Below are 24,948 nucleotides of genomic sequence, written 5' to 3'. Positions count from 1 at the left end.
CATGGACTAATCTGCTCGGCGGGTGAGTCACTTCGATATCAGGGCGGCAAGGAGAGCGGTGATGGGCGACACATCGAGTATCGAGCCGGTGAAATTCAATCTGTCGGACTTCAACGAAGACCTGCTGCACACCATTATGGAACTGGTCAGCGACGGCATCTGGGACTGGAACGCCAACACCGGTTTCGTCTACCGCAACCCCGGTTGGTACGTGATGCTCGGCTACCCGCCGCACTCGCTGGACAACTCGGTGCTGACTTGGGAAACCGTGATGCATCCCGATGATTATCCGCGGGTCATGGCGTTGTTCGATGACTACCTGAGTCAACGCGCGCCCGGTTATCAGGCCGAATATCGCTGCCGTCGGCAGGATGGCACCTACACCTGGATCGAAGACCGCGGCTATATCCTGGCGCGCAATGCCGATGGTTCGGTGGCGCGGATGGTCGGCGCGCACCGCAGCATCGAAGACAAGAAACGCCTGCTCGAACAGCTGCAACGGCGCAATCACTCCCTCGAAGCCCTCGTCGAAGAACGGACCCGGGAGCTGTCGCGGGTCAATCAGCAGTTGCAAATCCAGCTCGAAGAAAACCGCAAACTGGCGGAAACCGATGCCCTGACCTCGGTCGCCAATCGCTATCGCCTGGAAAAGGCCCTGCCTCAGGAATGCGAGCGTTCCCAGCGATTTCGCCAGCCGCTGTCGCTGATCGCCATGGACATCGACGACTTCAAGACCATCAACGATCACTACGGCCACGCCCTGGGCGATGCGGCGTTGGTGCAAGTGGTCCACTGCCTGAAAAACAGTGTGCGCGACGGTGACGTGCTGGCCCGGTGGGGTGGCGACGAATTCATCATGATCCTGCCCAACACCTCGCTGGTCGATGCGCGCGGGATCGCGGAAACAATTCGCCAGGACCTGACGGGGTTGCTGCCCGTGGGAGACTTTCAAGTGACCCTGAGTTTTGGTGTGGTCCAGCGCTTTGACGAGGAACAACAGACCGGGCTGCTGGCCCGGGCCGATCAGGCGCTGTATCGGTCGAAGGTGATGGGCAAGAATGTGATTTCCGGATGAGCGCCGGTCTGCTTGTTCGCGATGTGCAGCCTTCGGAAGTCGAATCCGTGCGGCTGTTTCTTGGGCAGAATGGCTGGGCTCACCGTACCGGCTCGGCCGAACATTTCGCGCAACTGCTCGCCAACTCCCAACGCACGGCGCTCGCAGTGAAGGACTCGCGAATCGTCGGGTTTGCCCGAGGCATTACGGATGGGCTGTCCAACGGTTATCTGTCGATGGTGGTCGTGAGTGAGCAGCATCGACGTGGAGGTGTAGGTCGGGCGCTGGTTGAACATGTGATGGGAGGAAATTCCGACATCACCTGGGTACTGCGCGCAGGCCGGGAAGGTGCTTGGGCGTTCTTTTCCCGCCTGGGTTTTGAAGCCTCGACCATTGCGATGGAGCGTCCGCGTAGCCAGTAAGCAAACGTATACTCACTGAAAACAATCAACGCTAAGGATAGCCAATGACGTCCCCTCCCCTGTATCGCCGGGCCACACCGGACGATCTCCTGGCCATTTGCGAACTGGGCCAGCAACTCAACAGCCTCCACCACCGTGAACGCCCGGATATCTATGCGCCGGCCACTGAAGATTACGCGCGGGACAGCGGTCACTGGCAGCCGTACCTCGACAGCGAACATCAGGTGACCTTTCTCGCCGAGCAGGCTGGCAAGGCGATTGGCTTCATCACCGTGCAAGTCACTGCGTTCAACAGTCCGCTGGTTCAGCATCAACAGGTGGGCCGGGTGGGCTCGGTCTGTGTTGACGACGATGCTCGTGGCCAAGGTGTTGGGCGTGCAGTGATGGAGCGTGCTCAAGCCTGGGCCATCGAACAGGGCGCCACGGACCTTCGGTTGACCGTTTGGGCGTTCAACGCACCAGCCCTTCGTCTGTATGAAGAATTGGGTTATGAAATGCGCGCATTTGAGATGGGCAAGCGCTTATAACCCGGCCTTCACCAACACCGCTTTCTCCTGATACCGCTCCGGATACAGCTGCTTCAACTGCGCCACTTTCGGCATATCGTTGATCACGATGTACGGATACGTCGGGTGCTCGGTCAGGAAGTCCTGGTGATAGTCCTCTGCCGGATAGAAGCCGTTGTAGGTTTCCAACTTGGTGACGATGGGTTTGTTGAACGAATGTGCGGCGTCGAGCTGGGCGATGTAGGCCTGGGCGACGCGCGTCTGTTCAGGGTTGGCCGGGAAAATCGCCGAGCGATACTGGGTGCCGGTGTCAGGGCCCTGGCGGTTGAGTTCCGTGGGGTTGTGGGCCACCGAAAAATAGATTTGCAGCAAGGTGCCGTAGCTGACCTGGGTCGGATCGAAAGTGACTTCGACGGACTCGGCGTGCCCGGTATCCCCCTCGCTGACCTTCTCGTAGTCAGCGGTATTAGCCGCGCCTCCGGCATAACCGGACACGGCTTTCTTCACGCCCTTTACATGCTGGAACACACCCTGGACACCCCAGAAACAACCGCCGGCGAAGACGGCGGTTTCGCTGTGGGCCTGGGTGGTTTCGTCAAGGGTCGGCGCCGGGATAACCACGGCATCTTCAGAAGCACCGAACGAGAATGCCGAGCATTGGCCGATAACACTGGCCGCTGCCAGGCCCAGCAAGGTACGGCGCCAGGTGAGTGAGGTTTTCATGGGGCTGACTCCTTGGAAAATGGGATCGTTATCAACCAAACGTGAAGGCATACGCCGAGACACCCGGGTCGAGAAACTCGATGCTGAAGGTCCGGTCCGAGACATCGCCGGACTGGCGCACCAATTGATACAAACGTTGTTCAGTCACGCTGCCGCTGCCATCGGGCGCCACATCAGTGCCGTGGGCATCGCCCGGTGCCTTGCCGTCGATCAGCACTTTGAAGCGCACCGGTTTGCCGTCAGCGCCAGGGCCCAGCACCAGGTGCAAATCGCGAGCATGGAAGCGGTAGACGATGCGACTGGCTGGCGCGCTGGACGTGGCGCGTTCCGGGCCGACGTTCCATTGCCCGCCCAGGGTCCAGTCATTGAGGGTCAGCTGGGCTGGCGGGGTGTACGTCGCCACCTTGTCAGGCACCAGGCTGGTATCCGGTACGAAATGTTCCGCACGCTGGTAGCCGACATAGGTTTCCGGCGACAGCACTTCCTTCATGTCCGGGGCGAGTTGTACGCCTTCGGCGCTGGCATTGATCAGGCCGTCCGCCACCTTCGTCGCCCCTGCTTCACGCAGTAATTGCTGGATCACCCGCTCCGATTCGGCGTACTCGCCTTCGCCAAAGTGGTGATAACGGATGCGCCCCTGGGCGTCGGCAAAGTAATGCGCCGGCCAGTACTCGTTGTTGAACGCGCGCCAGATCTTGTAATCGTTATCGATGGCCACCGGGTAGTTGATGCCCAGGTCCTTCATGGCCTTGGTGACGTTGCCGACATTGCGTTCGAAGGCGAACTCCGGCGCATGCACGCCGATCACCACCAGGCCTTGATCGCGGTACTTCTCGGCCCAGGCTTTCACATACGGCAGCGTGCGCAGGCAGTTGATGCAGGAGTAGGTCCAGAAATCCACCAGCACGACTTTGCCCTTCAACGCCTCGGCGGTGAGTGGTGGTGAGTTGAGCCATTGCACGGCGCCGTCCAGCGGCGGGAGGTTGCCCTCGACAGGCAGTGTGCCGGGGGTTTTGTCCGCCACTTGCAGGGCACTGCCCGACGTCGGGTTGTTCGGTGATTTACCGGCCAGTCGCCCGACCAATGCCTGTTCGATGCCGCCGGTGGAAGCCGTCGACACCCGTGCCAGAATCCCGGTATCCAGACCCAAAGCGATGGCCGCCACACCGGCCAGCATCAGCGCGCCGAGCCCACGCCGCACCCATTCGCCAGCGCCGATCGAGCGTTTCATCGCCGCGAACACCTTACCGCCAAGAAGCAGCGCCACCGCCAGGGACGTTGCCGCACCGGCGGCGTACGCCAGCAGCAACAACGTGGTGCCGATGCTCGCCCCTTGCAGCGCCGCCCCCGTCAGCACCAACCCCAGAATCGGCCCGGCGCACGGTGCCCAGAGCAGGCCCGTGGCGACGCCGATCAGGAACGAAGCGCCGGGACGCGGCCGGGCATCGGCGCCCGCCACTTCCGACAACCGACTGCCGGCCGCGACCAACGGACGGGTCAGACGATCAGCCAGCTTGGGCAACAGCAGCGTCAATCCAAACAGCGCGACAAACACCAGCGCGAGCCAGCGACCGTATTGATTGAGCTGCACCACCCAGCCGCCGCCCACTGCCGCCAACGTGGCGACGAGCGCGAAAGTCATGGCCATCCCCACCAGCAGCGGCAAGCCACTTTTGACAAAAGGCTGCCCGGTGCGCGCAAAGACAAATGGCAGGACCGGCAGAATGCACGGGCTGACAATTGTCAGCACACCACCGAGGTAAGACAGAACCAGAAGCCACATAGCGTCGACCTGCATCAAATGAGAGAAAGTGAGTGCCCGCGGATCAAGCCGTCTGCGGCTCGAAGGTCATGGCCAGGCCATTCATGCAGTACCGCAGCCCCGTGGGTTTTGGCCCATCGTCGAAGACATGACCCAAGTGACCGCCGCAACGCCGACAGTGGACTTCTTCGCGCAACACGCCAAACGAGCGGTCTTGACGCGTGGCAACGGCCTTGTCCAGCGGCGCCCAGAAACTCGGCCAACCGGTGCGGCTGTCGAACTTGGTATCGGATGAAAACAACGGCAGGTCACACCCGGCGCAGGCAAACGTGCCCGCCCGATGCTCGTTGTTCAATGGGCTGCTATAGGCCCGCTCGGTGCCTTCTTCACGCAGGATTTCGTACTGTTCGGCGCTGAGGATGGCGTGCCATTCGCTGCCCGTGTGGGTCACCTCGAACACCTCAGCCGCATCAGCATCACTGAGCAACGCCGAACTCGCCGCAAATTTTGGCAATACACCGATCACCAGGGCTGCAGCCCCCAGCCCGCCGCTGGTTAAAAGAAATTGTCTGCGTGAAAACATGGCCGTCTCCAAAAATCCCAGGTACCTGTCATGGAACACAGCCTAGGCTTGGGTTGATCGCCAAATCCTCACGGGGAGTTAAACAATTCGTGATAACTCCGCCCGAGGAAAACCCGCACAATGTGCCCATTCGCAGCAAAGGATTGAGCTTCATGGAACAGACCAAACGTGTCCTGGTGGTCGAGGACGACCTGCATATCGCCGACCTTATCTGCCTGCATCTGCGCGATGAGCAGTTCGAGGTGGTGCATTGCGCCGACGGGGACGAAGGCATGCGTCTGTTGCAGCAAGGAAGCTGGGACGCGCTGATCCTCGACCTGATGCTGCCCGGTGTCGACGGCCTGGAAATCTGCCGCCGCGCCCGGGCCATGGCTCGCTACACACCGATCATCATCACCAGCGCCCGTTCCAGCGAATTGCACCGCATCCTCGGTCTGGAGCTGGGCGCAGACGATTACCTGGCCAAGCCGTTTTCCATGCTGGAGCTGGTGGCCCGGGTCAAGGCGCTGCTGCGACGGGTCGACGCCATGGCCCGCAACCTGAAAATGGACGCCGGCAGCCTGACCGTCGACGGCTTGTCCATCGACCCGATCACCCGCGACGTCTCCCTCGATGGCCGCCGCTTGGACCTCACGCCGCGGGAGTTCGACCTGCTGTATTTTTTCGCCCGCCAACCGGGCAAGGTTTTTTCGCGCATGGACCTGCTCAACGCTGTGTGGGGCTACACCCATGAAGGCTACGAGCACACGGTCAATACCCACATCAATCGCCTGCGGGCCAAGATCGAGAAGGACCCGGCGCAACCGGCGCGCATTCTCACGGTGTGGCGACGCGGTTACAAATTCGCCGCAGCGGAGGACCAGCCATGAGACTGACCCTGACGCAGCGCCTGTCCCTGGTGTTCGCCGTGTTGCTGCTGGTGTGTTGCGGCACCTCGGCGTGGATGCAGGTGCGCGCCAACCAGATGCATGAGTTGGAAGTGGTGCAAGGGCTGTCCCGGGACCTGGCCCAGCACATTGCCCGTGACACCGTGCTGATGGACGCCAAGGGCCTGATGCCCAACGCCGTGCGCGACCTGTTCGGCCAACTGATGCTGGTCAACCCGAGCGTCGAGGTTTATCTGCTGGACACTCAGGGGCGGATTGTCGGCAGTGCCGCGCCGGAGGGACGGATACGCCGCAATCAGGTCGATCTGCAGCCGATCCAGCATTTGCTCAAGGGTGACGCGCTGCCGATTCTTGGCGATGACCCGCGTAGCGTCGATGGCCGCAAGGTGTTCAGCGCCGCGCCGTTGCAGGTCGACGGCAAACCGGCTGGCTACCTGTATGTGGTGTTGCTCAGTGAAGAACACGATCGCTTCGCCGAACGCGGTGCGACCAGCGCCGCGCTGAATACGGCGCTGCTGTCCATCGGCCTGGTGGCGCTGTTATGCCTGATTGCCGGCCTCACGGCGTTTGCCCTTATCACCCGACCGCTACGGCGCTTGACCGAGACCGTCAGCCAGTTCGACATTGACGGCATCCCGGTCACACCACCCACGGCAGTCCCGGTGGAAAAAGCCGCCAGCCACGATGAAATTGCCGTCCTCGACGCCGCGTTCCGGCAGATGCAAACCCGTCTCAGCGAACAATGGCGCTCGCTGACCCGCCAGGACCAGGAACGCCGCGAACTGGTGGCGAACATCTCCCACGACCTGCGCACGCCGCTCGCTTCGCTGCACGGTTATCTGGAAACCCTGTCGCTCAAGGACGCGACACTGTCCTCCGCCGACCGCCGACGCTATCTGGGCATCGCCCTTGATCAAAGCCGCAAAGTCGGTGGCCTGGCGCAATCGCTGTTGGAACTGGTGCGGCTGGAACACGGGTTTGTGCAACCGGTGCTCGAGCGTTTCTCCGTGACCGACCTGGTGCAGGACATCTTCCAGAAATTCGAACTCACCGCCGAAGCGCGCCAGGTGGAACTCAAGGCCACCTTCGCCCCCAACGTTTCCGCCGCCTGCGCCGACCTCGGGCTGATCGAACGGGTGCTGACCAACCTGTTCGACAACGCCCTGCGCCATACACCCCAGGGCGGTGAAATCGAACTCAGCCTGCGACCTCAAGGTTCTTTCGTCGAAGTGACCATCAGCGACACCGGACCCGGCATCGCCGCCGAACTGCGCGAAGGTTTGTTCCTGCGGCCATTCAACATTGGCGGCGCACGGCGCGATGGTGGGCTGGGGTTGCGGATCGTGCATCGGATCCTGCAACTGCATGGCCGCGACATCCAGTTGATCGATATTCCGGGACGCGGCGCAACCTTCCGCTTCACGTTGCCCGTGGATGAGCAAACGGCCGAGCAAATGGTGGTTCGTTCGATGAATCTGAACTCGCCGGGTTAATATCCCGGCACTCAATTTCGGCAAGGATGCTGCGTCATGTTGAACGCCCTGCAAAACACCCCGCTGTGGGTTTACGTGGTATTTCTGCTGCTGTGCTACGACGGCATCAAAACCCTGTCCCCAACTCGAGAAAGCAAAACTTCATTGCTGATCACGCCGGCGATTCTGCTCGCTTGGTCGCTGTATTCTCTGAATCTGACGCTCAATCCACCGTTGTCGCTGACTTGCTGGTTGATCGCGGTCTTGATCGGCAGCCTCGCTGCGCTGTTGATTTTCTCGCGCAAGGGCATCGAGCTGGATGATCCGGAAACCGGGCTGATCCTGCCGGGTTCGTTCAAGGCACTGACGCTCTACCTCATGTTTTTTGCCGTGAACTATTACTTCGGCTATCAGGCCGAGGTGCAGCCAGAACTGTCGGTGACGCTGCAGATGGTGTTGTTCAAGGCGTGTACGTCAGGCTTTGTCAGCGGGTTGTTCTGTGGGCGGACGATCAAGCTATACCGTGTGTTTCGATCATTGACGCAAAAGTCTTTGGCCCGCTCGCCTGTTGGGTCGTGACAACACGGCGCGGGTCCAATAGATTAGGCGGCCTGAAAAGGCCCAGCGCTTTCTCGTCTCAACTCAAGTTAAAAGAAGTAGTGAAATTTCAATGTCCGATTCCAATACCGCTGAATCCGTAGTCACCTTGTCGTCCAAAGCGGAATACGAAAACTCCATCAATCTTTCACAGCATGTGCCCCAGGCCAAGACCATCAGCGAGATGGTGCTGGACGCTTTCCAGTCCACTCGCGAAAGCGACCAGATCCGCGAGCTGCGCGCCGCGATCCGCCACGCTCACGACAGCTTCGACGACGATAAAGCCTACGAACTGATGGGCGAACTCAAGCAGCTCAAGGACGCCGAGGCGTCCGACATTGCCGCCCTCGAAGACCTGAGCAGCAAATTCCCGATCAGCCGCATCCTGTCCAGCTTCAAGGACGACCCGGCGTTTCAGGAAATCGTCTACGGCCTGGCGCTGAAGGTGCTCAACCAGACCCATCAAGCCATCAGCAACCCGGGCAGCGGCAAGAGCAAGACCGCTCGGGCGAAGAAAGAAGTCGAAGTGTTCACCATCAGCAAGGATGGCGTGAATGTCACCCTGCCGTTGCGCACACCACGCTCACGCCTGAACGTTGACCGCGAAGCCCTGGAGTTCCTCGGTTTCACCTTTGTGGGTGAAGGTGAGGAAGCGGAGCTGGAAAGCGAAACGTTCCTGGACAACGCCGGGACTGAACAAGCGGTCAACCGCAAGAACATCATCACCGCGCTGCAGCAACAAACCGCGTTCGAGGGTTACAGCATCACCGCGCAGTAATACAACCTGGCGGTACGGCAAAACCGAAGCCCCGCGCTGACGCTCAGCGCGGGGCTTTTTGTTGCCCGGATCAGCGGCGTTACAACGCGGGAGGACGTAGAGCAACCATCATATCCAGCTCCACAGCCGCGTTTTTCGGCAGTTGATAAACCCCGATCGTCACTCGTGTATGTTTCCCGGCATCACCCAACACATGCCTGAACACATCCGATGCGCCATCGGCCACTTCGCTCAGCTCAACAAAGTCCGCTGTCGACTTTATGTGCACCGTGATGCGCAACAGCGACTTGATTTTATCCAGCGAACCGATGGTTTCGACAATCAATGCCAGGCCACGCATCGCACAAATGCTGGCGGCGACTTGTGCATCGGCCAGGGTCAATTCAAGGCCCACTCTGCCGGGGTACTGAACCTTGCCATGCTTAAGCGCAATCAACCCGCTGACATACAGTTCATTGTTGTGCCGAACCAGTGGCTCGAAATGCCAACCGGTGGTGCTTTCGCCGTAAATGTCGTAGTCAAGTTCAGTTGCCAGGGCGATGAAGCGTTCATCGCACGTCATGTGGTCAGTCATTTCCCCCCACCTACCCCTTTTACCTATCCATTAGTAATCCAACTTCTGACAGATTAGCCCAAGGTGGGTCTTCACCACGCCCCTGAATGAAAAAGCCCCGCGCTTCTTGCAAAGGCGGGGCGTTTTAACCGCTGATTTCATTTACAGCGTCTTGGGTTGCAAGGCGACGATCATATCCACTTCTACCGGGGCGTTTTTCGGCAGTTGATAAACACCGACGGTCGTTCGGGTATGTTTACCGGCATCGCCCAGCACATGGGTAAAGACATCCGATGCACCGTTGGCCACTTCACTGAGATCAACGAAATCAAAGGTGGATTTGACATAGACCGTGATGCGAATCAGTGACTTGATGTTATCCAGTGAACCGACGGCATCCATGATCAGCGCCAGTGCGCGGATGGCGCTGATGCTGGTGGCGGCCTGGGCGTCCGCGAGGTTGAGTTCCAGTCCCACTCGGCCGGGGTACTGAATTTTGCCGTTCATTCGCGGCACCAGGCCACTGACGTAGAGTTCATCGCCATGGCGGATCAGCGGGGAGTAATGGCCGCCGACGGTGTTCTCGTCGTAGATGTCGAAGCCGTGCTCCCTGGCCAGCTCGATAAAGCGTTCGTCGCGGGTGGTTGGCTTGTTCATTGACTGCACCTTCTTGATCATTCAGGCAAACACGCCGTCGAGGGTAAGCACAGTCGCTTGCCTTGAGCAGGGCAAGTTCGGATAGAATCCAGCGAACTTTACTGCCAGGGAGACCAGTAAAATGCAGGCTCAACGCGCCGTGATTGCCGCCATTGAGTTCCAGCCGGGCGTGCCGCTGGTGCAGCAGATCGTTGATCAATTGTCCGTCGCCATCAGCCAGGGCGGGCTGCCCCACGGCGCCAAGCTGCCGCCGATCCGCGAACTGGCCGAGCTGTTGAGTGTGGGCAAGTCCACGGTGGTCGACGCCCTCGATCACCTGCGCGCCAAGGGTCTGGTGGTGTCACGCCAGGGCTCCGGGCATTACGTGCACCGTTCCAGCACGACCATCCCGATCGAATCCGGCCCGGACTTGCAGCCCCAGGACACCCTCAGCGTCGTACGCCGTGCCGTGCTGGTGGATAACGGCGCCCTGCGCCCCGGTTGCGGGTTCCTGCCCTCTTCCTGGCTGCCTGCCGAAGAACTGCTCAAAGCCGTGCGCGGCACCCTGCGCGCCACCGCCCTGCGCATGGGCGAATACGGTGTGGTGGGCGGTTACCTGCCGCTGCGCCAGGCGTTGCGGGTCAAGCTGTCGACCTTCGGCATCGAAGTGCCGGTGGAACAGATCATCACCACCTCCAACACCATGCAGGCCATCGACCTGCTGATGCGCCTGTTGATCAAACCCGGCGACACGGTGATGCTCGACGATCCGTGCTACTTCAACCTGCACACCAACCTCGCGCTGCATGGCGCCAGGGTCATCACCATCCGCCGGGATTGCGACGGCCTGGACCTCAATACCTTCGAGCAACAGGTGATCGCCCACAAACCCGTGCTCTACATGACCAACAGCACACTGCACAACCCGACCGGACACTCGTTCTCCCCGGCCCAGGCTTATCGTTTGCTGGAGTTGAGCCATCGGCATGGTTTCCACATTGTCGAAGACGATTTGTATGGCGACCTGCAGCAACGCCGGACACCGCGCCTGGCGGCGAGCGGGTTGGACAATGTGAGTTACGTGTCCGGGTTCTCCAAGACATTGACCGCCAATAGTCGGGTCAGCTATGCCGTGTTATCGCCGCAATTGGCGGCACGGCTGATCACCGTGAAAATGGCCTGCGGTGGCGTGACTTCGGAGTTTGCGGAGCAGATTACCTGCACCATGCTCAGCAATGGCAGCTATGCCAAGCATGTGCGGCGCACGGTGGATCGGTTGTATGAATCAAGCAGTCGGGTGGCGCGCTGGTTGGTCGAGGCCGGATGTTCGGTGTCATCCCTGCCCGGTGAAGGCCTGTTTATCTGGACGCGTTTACCCGATGGGGTGCACGCCGAAACACTGGCGCGCAAAGGCCTGGAAAACGACCTCGTCCTCGCTCCTGGCACCTTGCTCAGCAAAGCGCCTGACGCCAGCCATTTTTTGCGATTCAACGTGGCGCATAGCGATCAACCTCAGGTGCGTGAGCGATTCTTCCGCCTGCTCGACACACCTCACAAATAATCGATCGCACTTTCCATACGGACTGCGCCTGGCTGGCATTTGCTGACATCAACTCCCGTCCTGAACGAAAAGCGCCGCTCTTCTCTCGAAGGCAGGGCTCTTGTCACGCAGCCTGCTTTCAGGAAATCGTGGAACGCTGCTCAGCCTCATAATGCCGAGTCTGAAATGGCATGAGGGTTTGAGCCTTTAAGCCAAGGCCTTCACTTAACCCCCAGGAATCGGCAAGTTCATCACGACGAAGGCGAAGTGGAGTAACTGCTTGAAGCTTCACATCTTGCTTGGAAGTCGTGTACGCAAAAAGCTCCAGCACGTTGAAGGTTTCCAGCACGCGGCTATCAGACACACACGCAAAACGGGTGAAACGCTCGAGCAAGTAGCCTGCACGACGAACCTCGATCTCAGCAGAGTGACGACTCAAAAATGCTGTGACTTCACTTTCAAGATTCGCGTTCGAGTACCAAACAGCCTTGGCCGCACTGACAAGCGCAGCATCATCTGCCTGATTCAAAGGGCTTTTGACCAGCGTGTCCAAAGCGGCTGAGAGGACGTGGCCGTTACGGGACTTCGTCATCTGCATTCTCCAGATAATCTTGCAAAATATTGTCGAGGACTGAGGTTGGTGGCTCTTTGTTGCCAACCTATACATCAATCGCCTGCAATGCCAGTCGACGAAGTTCTGTGGTCAGTATGAAACCACTCCTGAGAAGCGCCTTGATATCGCCGATGTCCTGATCCGTAGCCCTACCCAATTTCCTATCGCCAAAGCAGGAGACAACATCTACCGCCCACTCGTACCTAGTGCAGCTGAGTTTTCTCACTTTGAACATCCTGATTCCTTTTCCAACGCGATACTTTATCGCTTGGTAATCCAACGCGTCCTTGCCTGAAGCCCTATGATTTTTAGTGCAGCCCTATCGGAGTTCGACGCGTCCTGAACAGTACCGTTTTGTCGCGTTATCTTGCCTTCACGCTGAGCTTTCATTTCGGCCACGCCCAACATCAACTCTTCAAATAAATTTCGTTTTTTCATAACACTCCGATTTTGTAACGAAGGCCTCAAAGCGGGGGAAACATCCATCCTTGTTGATAGGAAGCCAAATGTGCCATGGAGCATCCATTCACTACAATTAAGTGCTCGGTGAACCGTACCTGGCTGATTAGGCGATGGCGCTAGGACATTTCCCAAATCCCAGACAGCGCTTTCCTAAAGGACTTGGTCCATCGCTGTCGGTGATGGTTATGAGTGAGGAGATTTTAATGGAGTTGTTCAGTTACAAGATGACCCATGACACAGGGTTCGCGCCTAACCCCTTTGGCCATACGCTCACGCTGGCTACCTGCAAGCCATCGATTCGTCTGCATAAGCGCGTGGGGCAGTGGATCGCCGGGTTCACTTCGGTGACATTGAACCGTGACCCTGTAGGTGAAGAGCGATTGGTTTACTTGATGCGGATTGGCGAGAAATGCCATGTGCGCGATTACTTCAGCGATCCTCGCTTTCAAGACAAGGTTCCGGGTTCTCATCTAAATGACCCTATCGCCAAAGCAGGAGACAACATCTACTGCCCACTCGTACCTGGCGCAGCTGAGTTTTCTCACTTTGAACAGCTAAAGAATGAGAACCACTGGGCAGATTGCGGACCAAGTAGAACTCATTTGGAGGAAGACATCTCCGGCCAATACGTGTTGGTAGCAGATGTGTTTTATTACTTTGGTTCTTGCCCATTAAGCATCCATGACTTCTGCCGGCCTCAAATACCGAAGGGTCAGGCAAACCATGGGTACCTAACGCAATCAGAGCAGGCGGAACGTTTCATTCGGTTCGTTCAAGACAACTACAAGCCCGGAATACAGTGCAGCCCCACCAAGTGGCGGTCATGCGAAGCGATTGAAAAATCTTTCGACACAGGGAAGTCTTACGGCTCATGTTGATGAAGATCACCGGAACAAGGCCAATAAAAAACCCCACTCTCCTCTCAAAGGGCGGGGCTTTTCGTACAGCAGCTAAACCTTACGGCGCATAAGTCAGCAACAGCTCACTCGGCACTTTGAAGTCCAGCGACATCATTACGCTCAACGCGGTAATGGTGAAGATCGAGAACACGAACAGCTTGCGTGCCCAGACCGTGTCATCCACTGCCTTGTAGCCGGTCCAGGCCATGTACAACCAGTACATGCCCATGGCCGCGGCGACGGCGAGGTAGCTCATGCCGGCGTAGCCGCTGAAGGTCAGCATCAAGGTCGCGATCAGGAAGGCCAGGATGTAGAGCAGGATGTGCTTCTTCGCTACTTGAATCCCGCGCTTCACTGGCAACACCGGAATCGATGCGGCCAGGTAATCGTTGAAGCGGAAGATCGCGATGGCGTAGGAATGCGGCATCTGCCACAGGCTGAACATCACCAGCAGGGTCAGCGCGGCCATGTCGAAGCTGTTGGTCACGGCGACGTAGCCGATCACCGGTGGCATCGCGCCCGACAGACTGCCCACCAGCGTGCCGTGAACCGACTTGCGCTTGAGGTACAGGCTGTAGAAGCCGACGTAGATGACAAAACCGATCACCGCGAACAGCGCGGCCAACGGGTTGGCCACCTTGTACAACAGTGCAACGCCGGCGATACCCAGGACGGTCGCGTAGATCAGGGCCAGTTTCAGGGAGATCAAGCCCTGGACCAGCACCCGGTTCTTGGTGCGTTCCATCTTCAGGTCGATGTCGCGGTCGATGCAGTTGTTGAACACGCAACCGGAAGCCACCACCAGGGACGTGCCGATCATGGCGGCCAGGAAGATGGCCAGATCGACATGCCCTTTCGAGGCCAGGAAAAATCCGCCCGCCACAGAAAGCACGTTACCGAAAATGATCCCCGGTTTGGTGATTTGGATAAAGTGCTTAAAGGACATCCGGACTTTCCTCAGTGCGCCATCATGACGGTGTGGATGCTGAACATGATCCACAGCGACAAGCCAACCAGCAGGACGATCACCATCGCAGCGAACACAAACGCAATCACGTTGTTACGCTGGGCGGCGGAGCGGTCCAGGTGGAGGAAGTACACCAGGTGAACCAGCACCTGGATCACGGCGAAGGCCAGTACGATCCACAGCGTCCAGACTTTCGGCAGCGATGGGTACATCACCAGGCCGAACGGAATGATCGTCAGGATCACCGACAGGATGAAGCCGATGGCGTAGGACTTTACGCTGCCATGACCGGCGTCGTGGCTATCGTGGGAATGTGCATTAGCCATTACAGGGTCCCCATCAGGTAAACAACGGTGAATACGCAGATCCAGACCACGTCCAGGAAGTGCCAGAACAGGCTCAGGCAGCTCAGGCGGGTCTTGTTGGTCGACGTCAGGCCGTGCTTGTTGACCTGATACATCATGATCGCCATCCAGATCAGGCCGCTGGTCACGTGCAGACCGTGGGTGCCGACCAGGGTGAAGAACCCGGACAGGAAGCCGCTGCGGCTAGGGCCGTAGCCTTCGGAGATCAGCATGTGGAACTCGTTGATCTCCATGCCGATGAAGCCCAGGCCGAACAGGAAGGTGATGGCCAACCAGCCCAACACTGCCTTCTTGTTGCCCTTGAACAACGCCAGCATGGCGAAGCCGTAGGTGATCGAGCTGAGCAACAGGCAGGCGGTTTCGCCCAGCACGTAGGGCAGCTCGAAGATGTCGTGGCCCGACGGGCCACCCGCTACGTTGTTAACCAGTACCGCGTACACCGCGAAGATCGACGCAAACAAAATGCAGTCGGTCATCAGGTAGAGCCAGAAACCGAATACGGTCATCTCGCCCGAGTCGTGGTGATGGTCATCGTGCCCATGTCCATCGACATGGACGTGTCCAGCATTGGTCACTAAGTTCGACATGGTTTAAGCCTGTTCCAACGAGGTTTCAACACGGGTGGCGCCAGCCGGGATTTTCCCTGCTGCTACCAGACGCTTGTGCTGCTCGGCTTCGATGCGCTCGATCACGTCGACCGGCACCATATAGCCCTGGTCATCACGGGCAGCATGGATTACGAAGTAGATCACGGTACCGGCGAGGCCGAAGATGGCCATCCACCAGATGTGCCAGATCATGGCGAAACCGAACACGGTCAACAGAGCACCCATGACCAGGCCGGTCGCGGTGTTGTTTGGCATGTGGATCGGCTCGTACTTGGCCGGAGTCTGGTACGCAGTACCGTTTTCCTTGGCTTCAGTGAACGGGTCGATGCCTGGGGCTTTCGGCAGTACGGCGAAGTTGTAGAACGGCGGTGGCGACGAGGTCGACCATTCCAGCGTGTGGGCATTCCACGGATCGCCGTGTTCGCACATGTTCTCTGGCTTCTTGCGGTCACGCACACTGACGTACAGCTGGATCAACTGGCAGGCGATACCGACAGCGATCATCACCGCGCCGAACATGGCGACGTGCAGGTAAGGCACCCACTCAGGGTTGGTGGTGGCGTTCAGACGACGGGTCATGCCCATGAAGCCCAGTGCATAGAGCGGCATGAACGCGACGAAGAAGCCCGAGATCCAGAACCAGAACGCTGCCTTGCCCCAACCTTCGTGCAGCTTGAAGCCGAACGCTTTAGGGAAGAAGAAAGCGAAACCAGCGATGTAGCCGAATACTGCGCCGCCGATGATCACGTTGTGGAAGTGAGCGATCACGAACAGGCTGTTGTGCAGCACGAAGTCAGCACCCGGGATGGCCAGCAGTACGCCGGTCATGCCGCCGATGGCGAAGGTCACCATGAAGCCCAGGGTCCAGAGCACCTGGCTGGTGAACTGCAGGCGTCCGCGGTAGATGGTGAACAGCCAGTTGAATAGCTTCACCCCCGTCGGAATCGAGATCAGCATCGTCGCCAGCCCGAAGAAGGCGTTGACGCTCGCACCCGACCCCATGGTGAAGAAGTGGTGCAGCCAGACCATGAAGCCCAGGATCGAGATCGCGCCCGAGGCGTAGATCATCGAGTGGTGGCCGAACAGACGCTTGCCGGAGAAGGTCGAGATGACTTCGGAGAAGACCCCGAACGCCGGCAGAATCAGGATGTAAACCTCGGGGTGACCCCAGGCCCAGAACAGGTTGACGTACATCATTGGATTGCCACCAAGTTCATTGGTGAAAATGTGGAAATCCATGTAACGGTCAAGCGTCAGCAGTGCCAGGGTAGCGGTCAGAATCGGGAACGAAGCGACGATCAATACGTTGGCCCAGGTGCAGGTCCAGGTGAAGATCGGCATGTCCATCATCTTCATGCCCGGGGTACGCATTTTCAGCACGGTGGCCAGGAAGTTGACCCCCGTCAGTGTCGTACCTAGCCCGGACAGTTGTAATGCCCAGATGTAGTAGTCCACACCAACGCCCGGGCTATAACCCAGTTCCGACAGCGGTGGATACGCAACCCAACCGGTACGGGCGAATTCGCCGACACCCAGGGACACGTTTACCAGCACAACGCCGGACACCAGCAGCCAGAAGCTCAAGGAGTTCAGGAACGGGTAGGCAACGTCACGGGCGCCGATCTGCAGCGGCACTGCAAGGTTCATCAGGCCGGTGAAGAATGGCATCGCCATGAAGATGATCATGATCACACCGTGAGCGGTGAAGATCTGGTCATAGTGTTCAGGTGGCAGGTAGCCAGGCGAGCCCTCGGTGGCCAGGGCCAGCTGGGAACGCATCATGATGGCGTCGGCAAAACCGCGCAGCAGCATGATCATGGCGACGATGATGTACATCACGCCGATTTTCTTGTGGTCGACCGACGTCAGCCACTCGGTCCACAGGTAGGTCCACTTCTTGAAATAGGTGATCAGCCCGAATACCGCCAGACCACCGAGCGCGATCATGGCGATGGTAATCATCACGATCGGTTCGTGGAACGGGACCGCTTCCCAACTTAATTTACCAAACATCGTTTACTCCTCTGCCCCGGCAGCTGAATGCGAACTCATGTCCATCCCTTCCATGGCGGCCATTTCGTGCTCTTTTTTCTCGTGATGCATTGGCTGGCCCGGTTTCATGCCTTCGTACTTGTCGACGATGATCTGGAACAGGTTTGGCGTGAACGAGGAGTAGAGCTCGACTGGGTTGTTCTGGCTTGGTTTGGAAAGGGCTTCGTATTCAGCTTTTTCCAGCTGTTTAGGTGCCTTCTTGACATCACTGACCCAGGCATCGAAATCCGCCTGGGAAGTGGCGATAGCTTTGAACTTCATGCCGGTGAAACCCGCGCCGCTGTAGTTGGCGGAGATACCGTCGAATTCAGCGTTCTGGTTGGCAATCAGGTGCAGCTTGGTTTCCATGCCCGCCATCGCGTAGATCTGGCCACCCAGGCCCGGGATGAAGAACGAGTTCATCACGGTGTCAGAGGTGATTTTGAAATTGATGGGCGTGTTGGCCGGGAACACCAGTTTGTTAACGGTGGCGATGCCTTGTTCCGGGTAGATGAACAGCCACTTCCAGTCCATGGAGACCACCTCAACGGTGATCGGCTTGACGTCGGATTCCAGCGGCTTGTAAGGGTCCAGGGCGTGGGTCGAAATGTAGGTCACGTAACCCAGGGCAATGATGATCAGGACTGGAACAGCCCACACCGCGATTTCGATCTTGGTGGAGTGCGACCACTTTGGCGCGTACACCGCGTTCGGGTTGGAAGCGCGATATTTCCAGGCGAACAGGAACGTCATGACGATGACCGGCACAACGACCAACAGCATCAGCAGCGTTGCGGTGATGATCAGGTTTCGCTCATCCAGGCCGACCTGGCCCTTGGGGTCGAGCAAGGTCATGTTGCAGCCTGACAGCAACAACGTGCCGAGCAGCGGCAATAAGCCTAGTAGTCTGGGGTACCTGTTTTTACTCATCTCACGACCTCTAAAGCAGCTTGCGCAATGCAGTTGGGTTTTGATCGCCAACACTTCACCCTGCCAAGGGTTGGCATTTTTCTTGGATTGAATAAGGGCTGCCCGTCGCGCGTCAGACGCTGTTCGACAAATCCTGGGCTAGCGGTGAGTTCTTATTCGAATTCGTGGTCAAAGGCCTTGTTACAGACCAATTCCATTTGGTGCGGATAGTCGGAAAGGCACCGACACCTGGGAGTCGCATAAAGCCGTCAGGCCTTTCGACGCCCTATCTGCTCAGTAGAGAGCAGCGCCGGGAATTCAGTGCGGGCGATTGTAGATACGTCGCGACGCATAAACCATGTCTCATCCCGAAATAATTTTTATCCATTCCAGCAACAATCATTAACGGATTTTGCAAAAGTTCGGCATGGTATCGAAATTAATTCTCAACAAAAACACCAAAATTTGTGGGGCTACCACCCTCGGTTCAGACAGCCTTCATGGCGCGTGGCCATCCGCCAGGGCCACCAAAGCCCCGGTCAGCAAGGGGTCTGGCGATTCGCCGGCGCTTGTTAAAACTGCCTGTTACACCATTGAGATGAACAAATGGGCTGAGGCTAAAATCGACTCAAATCGTTGCGTAGCTATGCACCGATTCCGCGCCTTGAAATGAGTTGCGACACTCCAGCTGTGACAACATGTCGCACACGTTGCGCACCCTTCGCTGTCGCACATCACGATCTGTTTACTTGCGCTCTGAAATGCAAAACGCCCCGGCCCTCTCAACGAGGACCGGGGCGTTTTTTGTTTGCTGCCGCGGGTTAGCGCAAGGCCTTGCGGTTACGCGAGACCAGCAGCGGCACCAGCACCACCACGAGTACAAACGACACCAACGCCCACTGCGCCAGCGACAGGCCGAGGATCGGCGGGTACGGCGTGTCGCAGAAGCCATCGACCTGGAAGCCCAGCGGGAAGATCTTCGCCAGCGGCAGGCCATCGACGATCGGTTGCAGCACATCAACGCCGCAGCTCACCGCCGGGTAGAACTGCGTATAGACGTGATGCCCGGCCACCGCGACGCCACCAAGCGCGCAGATCACCACCAGCACCTCGAACACCGTGAGGCTGCGACGGGTGCGCATGGCCGCGCCGATGAAGGCGAAGATGGCGATCAGCAGCAACGCATAACGTTGCAGGATGCACAGCGGGCACGGTGCTTCTTCCAGCACCACCTGCATGTACAGCGCGCCGCCGATCAGTGCCAGGCAGATGATGCCCAGCAACACCAGGTAACGCCGCTCACGGCCCAATCGCATCGTTTCGTCACTCATCGCGTTTCCCTTCTGAATATCAATTGCCGGAAGTCTACACGCAGACCATGGCCGTTGAGAGCCTGGCGCGCGCCGGTAGCTGTCGGGGAATAGACGATAGGCTGGTTAAGGAGGGATTAAGTCACGGCTCAAGATCGAGGTGGAGCAAGGCTTGCCCGCGATTGAAGCGACGCGGTGAGACCGACTCACCGCGCCTACTGATTACTCCAGAGCAGAAGCCGGCCCAAAGAACTCATAACGGCTTTGCTTCTCCGGCACACCCAACGCTTTCAAATGACGCTTGATCGCCGCCATAAAGCCTTTAGGCCCCAGGAAATAAGCATCCAGGTCCCGCTGCTGCGGCAACCAGGCGCCCAACTGCTCCTGGCTCAACAACCCGACCTTGTCCGCCGCCGGGCTCACGCCGTCATCTTCGGCGTAGCAATAGAAGCGCTTGAGTTGCGGATGACGCTCGGCCAAGCCGTCAATCCAGTCACGGAACGCGTGGACGCTGCCGTTACGCGCGCAGTGGATAAAGTGCACCGGCCGTTCGGTGGCCAGCGCCGCTTCAAGCATGGCGATGGTCGGGGTGATGCCGACGCCGCCACTGATCAGCACCAATGGTTTGTCGCTGGCGGTCAGGGTGAACTCCCCCGACGGTGGGAACAACTGAATGGTCGCGCCGACATGCAGTTGATCGTGCAAGTGGTTGGAGGCGCGGCCACCGGCTTCGCGCTTGACGCTGATACGGTACTGGCCGTTGTCCGACAGGGACGACAACGAGTAATTACGACGAATCTCTTCGCCATCAAGGATCAGCTTCATACCGATGTACTGGCCCGGCTCGGCGGCGAGGATCGGGCCTTTGTCGGCCGGTTCGAAGTAGAACGAGATGATTTCCGCGCTTTCCTCGACCTTGGCCACGACGATGAAGTCCCGCGCCCCGCGCCAGCCGCCGGGTGCCTGTTCTTTCTGGTCGTAGATGCTGGTTTCCGCGCCGATCAGGATGTCGGCCAATTGGTTGTAGGCCGCACCCCAGGCACCGATGACTTCCGGCGTGGCGATCTCTTCGCCCAGCACTTCGGCGATGGCGCGCAGCAGGCAGGTGCCGACAATCGGGTAATGTTCCGGGAGGATTTGCAGGGCCACGTGCTTGTTAATGATCTTGGCCACCAGATCGCCCAATTGGTCGAGCTGATCGATGTGACGTGCGTACATCAACACGCCATTGGCCAGGGCCCGGGGCTGATCACCGCTGGCCTGGTGGGCCTGGTTGAACAGCGGGCGGACTTCCGGGTATTCGGAGAGCATCATGCGATAGAAGTGAGTGATCAGCGCTTCGCCACCGCTTTCCAGCAACGGCACGGTGGATTTGACGATGGCACGGTCTTGAACGCTAAGCATTAGGGCGACTCCTGAGCTTTTATGTGATTACCCTAGGCTTATCAGTTTCCATGCCAACAATTTAAACCATAAAAATCAACAACTTAAATACTACGTAGTCATATCGACACTGACTGCTTTATAGTCATCTCGACTACACGGAGTCACTATGACTGCAAAATCACTGCTCACCGCCCTGCTGCCCCTGGTCTCCGACCTGTCCCGCGAATTGCCCGAAGGTGAGCGCTATCGGCGCCTGCTCGAAGCCATGCGCGCCCTGCTGCCCTGCGATGCCGCCGCCCTGCTGCGCCTCGACGGTGAATGGCTGGTGCCGCTGGCCGTCGACGGTTTGAGCACCGACACACTCGGCCGACGCTTCAAAGTCAGTGAACACCCGCGCTTCGAAGCGTTGCTCAGCAGCCCGGGCCCGACCCGCTTCGCCGCCGACAGCGACTTGCCCGATCCTTATGACGGGTTGGTCGATGGCTTGGATGAGCACCTGGAAGTCCACGATTGCATGGGCTGCCCATTGTTTATCGATGAACGCCCGTGGGGCCTGCTGACCCTCGATGCGCTGGACCCGGAGCGCTTCGAGCCGATCGAACTCGACGCCCTGCAAGCCTTCGCCAGCCTCGCCGCCGCCACCGTCAACGCCGCCGAGCGCATTCAGCGACTGGCCAATCGCGCCGAAGACGAACACCAGCGCGCCGAGGTTTACCGTCAGGCCAGCGGCCAGCAGAACCGCGAGATGATCGGCCAGAGCAAGGCCCACAAACGCCTAGTAGAAGAAATCAGCCTGGTGGGCGGCAGCGACCTGACCGTGCTGATCACCGGGGAAACCGGGGTCGGCAAGGAACTGGTGGCCCAGGCGATTCACGCCGCCTCCGGGCGCGCCGACAAACCGATCATCAGCCTCAACTGCGCCGCCCTGCCGGACACTTTGGTGGAAAGCGAACTGTTCGGCCATGTCCGTGGCGCGTTCACCGGCGCGACCAGCGACCGGCGCGGCAAGTTCGAACTGGCCAATGGCGGCACGCTGTTTCTCGATGAAGTCGGCGAACTGTCCCTGACCGTGCAGGCCAAGTTGCTGCGGGTGCTGCAAAGCGGCCAGTTGCAGCGCCTGGGTTCGGATAAAGAGCATCAAGTGGACGTGCGGCTGATCGCGGCGACCAACCGTGACCTGGCCGAGGAAGTACGCAGTGGCCGCTATCGCGCCGACTTCTACCATCGCCTGAGCGTTTATCCGCTGCTGGTCCCGGCGCTGCGGGATCGCGGGCGCGATGTGTTGCTGCTCAGCGGCTTTTTCCTGGAACAGAACCGTTCACGCATGGGCCTCAATAGTCTGCGCTTGAACAGCGATGCCCAGGCAGCGCTGCTCGCGTATCAGTGGCCGGGGAACGTGCGGGAGCTGGAGCACTTGATTGGCCGTAGCGCATTAAAAGCGTTGGGCAACTGCAAGGAGCGGCCGAAGATTCTCAGTTTGAGCGCCGCTGATCTGGATTTGCCCCACGGCAGTGTTGAAGTGCCTGCCGAGCAACCGGCGGTCAGCCCTGTGGCTTTAGTCTCGGGTGACTTACGGGTCGCGACCGAGGATTATCAGCGGCAACTGATCAACGCTTGTCTGGAACGCCACCACCACAATTGGGCGAGCGCGGCCCGTGAGCTAGGCTTGGATCGGGCAAACCTGGGGCGGATGGCCAAGCGGTTGGGGATGAAATAACCCGCACCCTGTAGCAGCTGCCGAAGGCTGCGTTCGAGGACGAAGTCCTCGCCACCCGGGCAAAACGCAGTACACCTGTTGCACCGCAAGCTCAGGTTTTACGACTGCTTCGCAGCCGGACGCAGCCTTCGGCAGCTGCTACAGAGATCGCACTGGTCGGCAATGCGGGGATTTAGCCTAAAGCCTGCCCCCAACAAGTCGATAACCCGGCATCAATAGCTTCTGGCGATTCTTTACTCGCCCATCACCTTTGTCCAAAGAAGGTTTTTATGTCCTCCACCAAAGCCCGCGCAGATTCACTTTCGCTTCTTCTGTTTACCTTGCGCAGCGGCAAGCTGATGGCGATCAACCTGCTGAAAGTCAGTGAAATCATCCCCTGCCCGCCGCTGACCAAGCTGCCGGAGTCGCATCCCCACGTCAAAGGCATCGCCACCCTGCGCGGCGCCTCGTTGTCGGTGATCGACCTGAGCCGCGCCATTGGCGAGCGACCGCTGGAAGATCCCAACGGTGGCTGCCTGATCGTCACTGACGTCAGCCGCTCCAAGCAGGGCCTGCACGTGCAGGCCGTGAGCAAGATCGTCCACTGCCTGACCACCGACATCCGTCCGCCGCCCTTCGGTTCCGGCGGTGTGCGTTCTTACATCACCGGCGTGACCTCGGTCGACGGCGTGCTGGTGCAAGTGCTGGACATTGAAAAGGTCATCCACGGTATCGCCCCGGCGCAGATCGAAACGGCCCCGACCGAGCTGAGCATGGAAGACGCCGAAGTCTTGGGCAACGCGCGAATCCTGGTGGTCGATGACAGCCAGACTGCGCTGCAGCAATCAGTACACACCCTGCGCAACCTCGGCCTGCAATGCCACACCGCCCGCAGCGCCAAGGAAGCCATCGACTGCCTGCTGGACCTGCAAGGCACCGCCCAGCAGATCAACCTGATCGTCTCGGACATCGAAATGTCGGAGATGGACGGCTATGCCTTCACCCGCACCCTGCGTGAAACACCGGACTTCTCGCACCTCTACGTGCTGCTGCACACCTCGCTCGACAGCGCGATGAACAGCGAAAAGGCACGCCTGGCCGGGGCGAACGGGGTGCTGACCAAGTTCTCCTCGCCGGAACTGACCAAGTGCCTGATCGAAGCCGCCAAGGCTGTCGCCGAACAGGGTTACTGAGTTTGGCCGAGGAATTTTGCTTTCTGATGCGGCGCAACCTCGCTGAAGCCGTGCCCGCCAGCGCCTGGCCCAGCGGCGTTGAACTGTGCCACTACCGCCCGGAACTCGCCGAAGCCGTGCATCAGTTGATGGAGACGGGTTATCGCGAAGGCGGCGGTCGGGTGCCGGCGCTGGAGGTCTGGCAACAGCGTTTTGAAACTGATCCCGAATACGATCCGAGCCTGTGCTTTATCGCGCTGGATGACGAAGGGATCGTTGGCGTTTGCCAGTGCTGGACCAGCGCCTACATCAAGAACCTGGTGGTGCATCCCCGCGCGCAAGGGCTCGGTCTGGGCCGGGCCTTGTTGCTGCATGCTTTCAAAGTGTTTCAGCAGCGCCGCGAGGGGTTTGTCGATTTGAAGGTGCTGGAAGACAACCTTCGGGCCCAGCGGTTGTATGAAAGCGCCGGAATGCGGGTGGTTCGGCGGGAGCCGGTGCCGGTCTGATAAACCGCCTTCGCGGGCAGGCACAAACACAAATCTGTAGGAGCAAGGCTTGCCCGCGAAGAGGCCCGCACAAACACCCCATCACCATCAGGCATACTCCAACCTTGGCCAACACGCACAAGGATGCCCATTGATGAAAACCACCACCCTACTCTTCCTCAGCCTCACCGCCCTCGCCTCCCAGGCTCACGCTTCCAGCCCCGACGCCTGGGCTGCCTATGACAAAGCCGTACTCGCCAGTTGTACCAAGGCCAGCGGCCTGAAGGACGCCAAACCCGTCGGCACCGCCGCGCAATTCGACGACCGCGTCGGCTATACCGCGCTCCTGCTGCAAGGCCAATACCCGCAAAAACACATGAAGGGCCAGCAAGGCACCGAGTTGTGCCTCTACAACAAGAAAAGCAAAACCGCCTACGTGACCGAATGGGACTCCATCCGTCCGGCCGCCCAAAAGCCGTGAATGGCGCATAACTTGCTTCGGGACCTGCCTTGGCGGTGGCTTTCTGTCGCC

General features: G+C 59.0%; 26 protein-coding genes. 13 read left to right on the top strand and 13 right to left on the bottom strand.

Features of this window, described 5'->3' with window-relative positions; translation table 11 throughout:
- Positions 1–61 precede the first annotated feature (61 nt).
- From HKK53_RS26350 to HKK53_RS26340, 3 genes are read left to right on the top strand one after another with little or no spacing between them, the layout of a single operon-like run.
- The gene (locus HKK53_RS26350) at positions 62–1,075 is read left to right on the top strand and encodes a sensor domain-containing diguanylate cyclase (RefSeq protein WP_169373184.1); all 1,014 of its coding nucleotides are present in this window, start codon (positions 62–64) and stop codon (positions 1,073–1,075) included.
- Positions 1,072–1,476, top strand: coding sequence for a GNAT family N-acetyltransferase (locus tag HKK53_RS26345; RefSeq protein ID WP_169373183.1), 405 nt, complete (start codon positions 1,072–1,074; stop codon positions 1,474–1,476). Before HKK53_RS26350 ends, HKK53_RS26345 begins: the two co-directional genes overlap by 4 nt.
- Positions 1,477–1,520: 44 nt before the next feature.
- Entirely contained in the window at positions 1,521–2,003 is a 483-nt protein-coding gene (locus tag HKK53_RS26340) for a GNAT family N-acetyltransferase (RefSeq protein WP_169373182.1), read from the top strand.
- On the opposite strand, the gene msrA is transcribed toward HKK53_RS26340, so the two are convergent.
- The 3 genes from msrA to msrB are packed head-to-tail and all read right to left on the bottom strand — an operon-like array spanning position 1,998 to position 5,050.
- Positions 1,998–2,705, bottom strand: coding sequence for a peptide-methionine (S)-S-oxide reductase MsrA (gene msrA / locus HKK53_RS26335; protein WP_169373181.1), 708 nt, complete (start codon positions 2,703–2,705; stop codon positions 1,998–2,000). The two genes, HKK53_RS26340 and msrA, sit on opposite strands and share 6 nt — an antisense overlap.
- A gap of 31 nt (positions 2,706–2,736) precedes the next feature.
- Positions 2,737–4,488, bottom strand: coding sequence for a cytochrome c biogenesis protein DipZ (locus HKK53_RS26330; RefSeq protein ID WP_169373180.1), 1,752 nt, complete (start codon positions 4,486–4,488; stop codon positions 2,737–2,739).
- 43 nt (positions 4,489–4,531) lie between these two features.
- The gene (gene msrB, locus HKK53_RS26325; RefSeq protein WP_169373179.1) at positions 4,532–5,050 is read right to left on the bottom strand and encodes a peptide-methionine (R)-S-oxide reductase MsrB; all 519 of its coding nucleotides are present in this window, start codon (positions 5,048–5,050) and stop codon (positions 4,532–4,534) included.
- A 152-nt stretch (positions 5,051–5,202) separates the two neighbouring features.
- On the opposite strand from msrB, the gene HKK53_RS26320 reads away from it, so the two are divergent.
- From HKK53_RS26320 to HKK53_RS26305, 4 genes are all read left to right on the top strand, one after another.
- Positions 5,203–5,919, top strand: a complete 717-nt coding sequence (locus HKK53_RS26320; RefSeq protein ID WP_169373178.1) for a response regulator transcription factor — start codon at positions 5,203–5,205, stop codon at positions 5,917–5,919.
- Complete coding sequence (locus HKK53_RS26315; protein WP_169373177.1) at positions 5,916–7,430, top strand: sensor histidine kinase; 1,515 nt, start codon at positions 5,916–5,918, stop codon at positions 7,428–7,430. The genes HKK53_RS26320 and HKK53_RS26315 overlap by 4 nt, the downstream gene beginning before the upstream one ends.
- 36 nt (positions 7,431–7,466) lie before the next feature.
- A complete protein-coding gene (locus HKK53_RS26310) occupies positions 7,467–7,988 on the top strand; it encodes a DUF6622 family protein (protein WP_169373176.1) in 522 nt (173 codons plus the stop codon).
- Between the two features lie 91 nt (positions 7,989–8,079).
- On the top strand, positions 8,080–8,784 hold the full coding sequence (locus tag HKK53_RS26305) for a hypothetical protein (RefSeq protein ID WP_169373175.1): 705 nt from the start codon (positions 8,080–8,082) through the stop codon (positions 8,782–8,784).
- Positions 8,785–8,863: 79 nt separating this feature from the next.
- Here the strand turns inward: HKK53_RS26305 and HKK53_RS26300 are convergent, their stop codons facing one another.
- Both HKK53_RS26300 and HKK53_RS26295 read right to left on the bottom strand, forming a co-directional pair.
- A complete protein-coding gene (locus HKK53_RS26300) occupies positions 8,864–9,358 on the bottom strand; it encodes a RidA family protein (protein ID WP_169373174.1) in 495 nt (164 codons plus the stop codon).
- A gap of 141 nt (positions 9,359–9,499) precedes the next feature.
- Entirely contained in the window at positions 9,500–9,994 is a 495-nt protein-coding gene (locus HKK53_RS26295) for a RidA family protein (protein ID WP_169373173.1), read from the bottom strand.
- 121 nt (positions 9,995–10,115) lie between these two features.
- On the opposite strand from HKK53_RS26295, the gene HKK53_RS26290 reads away from it, so the two are divergent.
- Positions 10,116–11,534 carry an aminotransferase-like domain-containing protein gene (locus HKK53_RS26290; RefSeq protein WP_169373172.1) on the top strand — a complete coding sequence of 473 codons (1,419 nt, stop codon included), beginning with the start codon at positions 10,116–10,118 and terminating at the stop codon, positions 11,532–11,534.
- A gap of 118 nt (positions 11,535–11,652) precedes the next feature.
- On the opposite strand, the gene HKK53_RS26285 is transcribed toward HKK53_RS26290, so the two are convergent.
- Positions 11,653–12,105 (bottom strand): hypothetical protein, encoded by a 453-nt coding sequence (locus HKK53_RS26285; protein WP_169373171.1) that lies wholly within the window; start codon positions 12,103–12,105, stop codon positions 11,653–11,655.
- A 668-nt stretch (positions 12,106–12,773) separates the two neighbouring features.
- Here HKK53_RS26285 and HKK53_RS26280 point away from each other — a divergent pair.
- Entirely contained in the window at positions 12,774–13,466 is a 693-nt protein-coding gene (locus HKK53_RS26280; RefSeq protein ID WP_237150607.1) for a hypothetical protein, read from the top strand.
- A 79-nt stretch (positions 13,467–13,545) separates the two neighbouring features.
- On the opposite strand, the gene cyoE is transcribed toward HKK53_RS26280, so the two are convergent.
- From cyoE to hmpA, 7 genes are all read right to left on the bottom strand, one after another.
- Positions 13,546–14,433, bottom strand: coding sequence for a heme o synthase (gene cyoE / locus HKK53_RS26275; RefSeq protein WP_149658140.1), 888 nt, complete (start codon positions 14,431–14,433; stop codon positions 13,546–13,548).
- An 11-nt stretch (positions 14,434–14,444) separates the two neighbouring features.
- Complete coding sequence (cyoD, locus tag HKK53_RS26270; RefSeq protein WP_054045505.1) at positions 14,445–14,780, bottom strand: cytochrome o ubiquinol oxidase subunit IV; 336 nt, start codon at positions 14,778–14,780, stop codon at positions 14,445–14,447.
- On the bottom strand, positions 14,780–15,406 hold the full coding sequence (locus HKK53_RS26265; RefSeq protein WP_169373170.1) for a cytochrome o ubiquinol oxidase subunit III: 627 nt from the start codon (positions 15,404–15,406) through the stop codon (positions 14,780–14,782). The genes cyoD and HKK53_RS26265 overlap by 1 nt, the downstream gene beginning before the upstream one ends.
- Before the next feature lie 3 nt (positions 15,407–15,409).
- Positions 15,410–17,440 (bottom strand): cytochrome o ubiquinol oxidase subunit I, encoded by a 2,031-nt coding sequence (gene cyoB / locus HKK53_RS26260; RefSeq protein ID WP_169373169.1) that lies wholly within the window; start codon positions 17,438–17,440, stop codon positions 15,410–15,412.
- 3 nt (positions 17,441–17,443) lie between these two features.
- The gene (gene cyoA, locus HKK53_RS26255; protein ID WP_149658142.1) at positions 17,444–18,388 is read right to left on the bottom strand and encodes a ubiquinol oxidase subunit II; all 945 of its coding nucleotides are present in this window, start codon (positions 18,386–18,388) and stop codon (positions 17,444–17,446) included.
- 800 nt (positions 18,389–19,188) lie between these two features.
- Positions 19,189–19,698 carry a disulfide bond formation protein B gene (locus tag HKK53_RS26250; protein ID WP_169373168.1) on the bottom strand — a complete coding sequence of 170 codons (510 nt, stop codon included), beginning with the start codon at positions 19,696–19,698 and terminating at the stop codon, positions 19,189–19,191.
- A gap of 201 nt (positions 19,699–19,899) precedes the next feature.
- On the bottom strand, positions 19,900–21,081 hold the full coding sequence (hmpA, locus tag HKK53_RS26245; protein ID WP_169373167.1) for an NO-inducible flavohemoprotein: 1,182 nt from the start codon (positions 21,079–21,081) through the stop codon (positions 19,900–19,902).
- A gap of 148 nt (positions 21,082–21,229) precedes the next feature.
- On the opposite strand from hmpA, the gene norR reads away from it, so the two are divergent.
- The 4 genes from norR to HKK53_RS26225 all read left to right on the top strand — a co-directional run bounded on the left by norR (position 21,230) and on the right by HKK53_RS26225 (position 24,897).
- Positions 21,230–22,780 carry a nitric oxide reductase transcriptional regulator NorR gene (gene norR / locus HKK53_RS26240; RefSeq protein ID WP_169373166.1) on the top strand — a complete coding sequence of 517 codons (1,551 nt, stop codon included), beginning with the start codon at positions 21,230–21,232 and terminating at the stop codon, positions 22,778–22,780.
- A gap of 269 nt (positions 22,781–23,049) precedes the next feature.
- Positions 23,050–23,952, top strand: a complete 903-nt coding sequence (locus HKK53_RS26235) for a chemotaxis protein CheV (RefSeq protein ID WP_169373165.1) — start codon at positions 23,050–23,052, stop codon at positions 23,950–23,952.
- A gap of 26 nt (positions 23,953–23,978) precedes the next feature.
- Positions 23,979–24,437, top strand: coding sequence for a GNAT family N-acetyltransferase (locus HKK53_RS26230; protein WP_169373164.1), 459 nt, complete (start codon positions 23,979–23,981; stop codon positions 24,435–24,437).
- A gap of 133 nt (positions 24,438–24,570) precedes the next feature.
- Positions 24,571–24,897 carry a hypothetical protein gene (locus HKK53_RS26225; RefSeq protein ID WP_169373163.1) on the top strand — a complete coding sequence of 109 codons (327 nt, stop codon included), beginning with the start codon at positions 24,571–24,573 and terminating at the stop codon, positions 24,895–24,897.
- Positions 24,898–24,948 lie beyond the last annotated feature (51 nt).

The organism is Pseudomonas sp. ADAK7, from assembly GCF_012935675.1.
Taxonomy (GTDB): domain Bacteria; phylum Pseudomonadota; class Gammaproteobacteria; order Pseudomonadales; family Pseudomonadaceae; genus Aquipseudomonas.
The sequence above is the reverse complement of the archived record's forward strand: the minus strand, read 5'-3'. Positions and strand labels throughout refer to the sequence as shown.

Coding starts and splice junctions, on each gene's coding strand:
- msrB (WP_169373179.1), bottom strand. CDS start 5,050: ATGTTTTCACGCAGACAATTTCTTTTAACCAGCGGCGGGCTGGGGGCT.
- HKK53_RS26330 (WP_169373180.1), bottom strand. CDS start 4,488: ATGTGGCTTCTGGTTCTGTCTTACCTCGGTGGTGTGCTGACAATTGTC.
- HKK53_RS26225 (WP_169373163.1), top strand. CDS start 24,571: ATGAAAACCACCACCCTACTCTTCCTCAGCCTCACCGCCCTCGCCTCC.
- HKK53_RS26300 (WP_169373174.1), bottom strand. CDS start 9,358: ATGACTGACCACATGACGTGCGATGAACGCTTCATCGCCCTGGCAACT.
- msrA (WP_169373181.1), bottom strand. CDS start 2,705: ATGAAAACCTCACTCACCTGGCGCCGTACCTTGCTGGGCCTGGCAGCG.
- HKK53_RS26265 (WP_169373170.1), bottom strand. CDS start 15,406: ATGTCGAACTTAGTGACCAATGCTGGACACGTCCATGTCGATGGACAT.
- cyoE (WP_149658140.1), bottom strand. CDS start 14,433: ATGTCCTTTAAGCACTTTATCCAAATCACCAAACCGGGGATCATTTTC.
- cyoB (WP_169373169.1), bottom strand. CDS start 17,440: ATGTTTGGTAAATTAAGTTGGGAAGCGGTCCCGTTCCACGAACCGATC.
- HKK53_RS26315 (WP_169373177.1), top strand. CDS start 5,916: ATGAGACTGACCCTGACGCAGCGCCTGTCCCTGGTGTTCGCCGTGTTG.
- HKK53_RS26340 (WP_169373182.1), top strand. CDS start 1,521: ATGACGTCCCCTCCCCTGTATCGCCGGGCCACACCGGACGATCTCCTG.
- HKK53_RS26230 (WP_169373164.1), top strand. CDS start 23,979: ATGCGGCGCAACCTCGCTGAAGCCGTGCCCGCCAGCGCCTGGCCCAGC.
- HKK53_RS26350 (WP_169373184.1), top strand. CDS start 62: ATGGGCGACACATCGAGTATCGAGCCGGTGAAATTCAATCTGTCGGAC.
- HKK53_RS26285 (WP_169373171.1), bottom strand. CDS start 12,105: ATGACGAAGTCCCGTAACGGCCACGTCCTCTCAGCCGCTTTGGACACG.
- HKK53_RS26295 (WP_169373173.1), bottom strand. CDS start 9,994: ATGAACAAGCCAACCACCCGCGACGAACGCTTTATCGAGCTGGCCAGG.
- cyoD (WP_054045505.1), bottom strand. CDS start 14,780: ATGGCTAATGCACATTCCCACGATAGCCACGACGCCGGTCATGGCAGC.
- HKK53_RS26320 (WP_169373178.1), top strand. CDS start 5,203: ATGGAACAGACCAAACGTGTCCTGGTGGTCGAGGACGACCTGCATATC.
- HKK53_RS26310 (WP_169373176.1), top strand. CDS start 7,467: ATGTTGAACGCCCTGCAAAACACCCCGCTGTGGGTTTACGTGGTATTT.
- HKK53_RS26305 (WP_169373175.1), top strand. CDS start 8,080: ATGTCCGATTCCAATACCGCTGAATCCGTAGTCACCTTGTCGTCCAAA.
- HKK53_RS26235 (WP_169373165.1), top strand. CDS start 23,050: ATGTCCTCCACCAAAGCCCGCGCAGATTCACTTTCGCTTCTTCTGTTT.
- norR (WP_169373166.1), top strand. CDS start 21,230: ATGACTGCAAAATCACTGCTCACCGCCCTGCTGCCCCTGGTCTCCGAC.
- hmpA (WP_169373167.1), bottom strand. CDS start 21,081: ATGCTTAGCGTTCAAGACCGTGCCATCGTCAAATCCACCGTGCCGTTG.
- HKK53_RS26280 (WP_237150607.1), top strand. CDS start 12,774: ATGAGTGAGGAGATTTTAATGGAGTTGTTCAGTTACAAGATGACCCAT.
- HKK53_RS26290 (WP_169373172.1), top strand. CDS start 10,116: ATGCAGGCTCAACGCGCCGTGATTGCCGCCATTGAGTTCCAGCCGGGC.
- cyoA (WP_149658142.1), bottom strand. CDS start 18,388: ATGAGTAAAAACAGGTACCCCAGACTACTAGGCTTATTGCCGCTGCTC.
- HKK53_RS26250 (WP_169373168.1), bottom strand. CDS start 19,698: ATGAGTGACGAAACGATGCGATTGGGCCGTGAGCGGCGTTACCTGGTG.
- HKK53_RS26345 (WP_169373183.1), top strand. CDS start 1,072: ATGAGCGCCGGTCTGCTTGTTCGCGATGTGCAGCCTTCGGAAGTCGAA.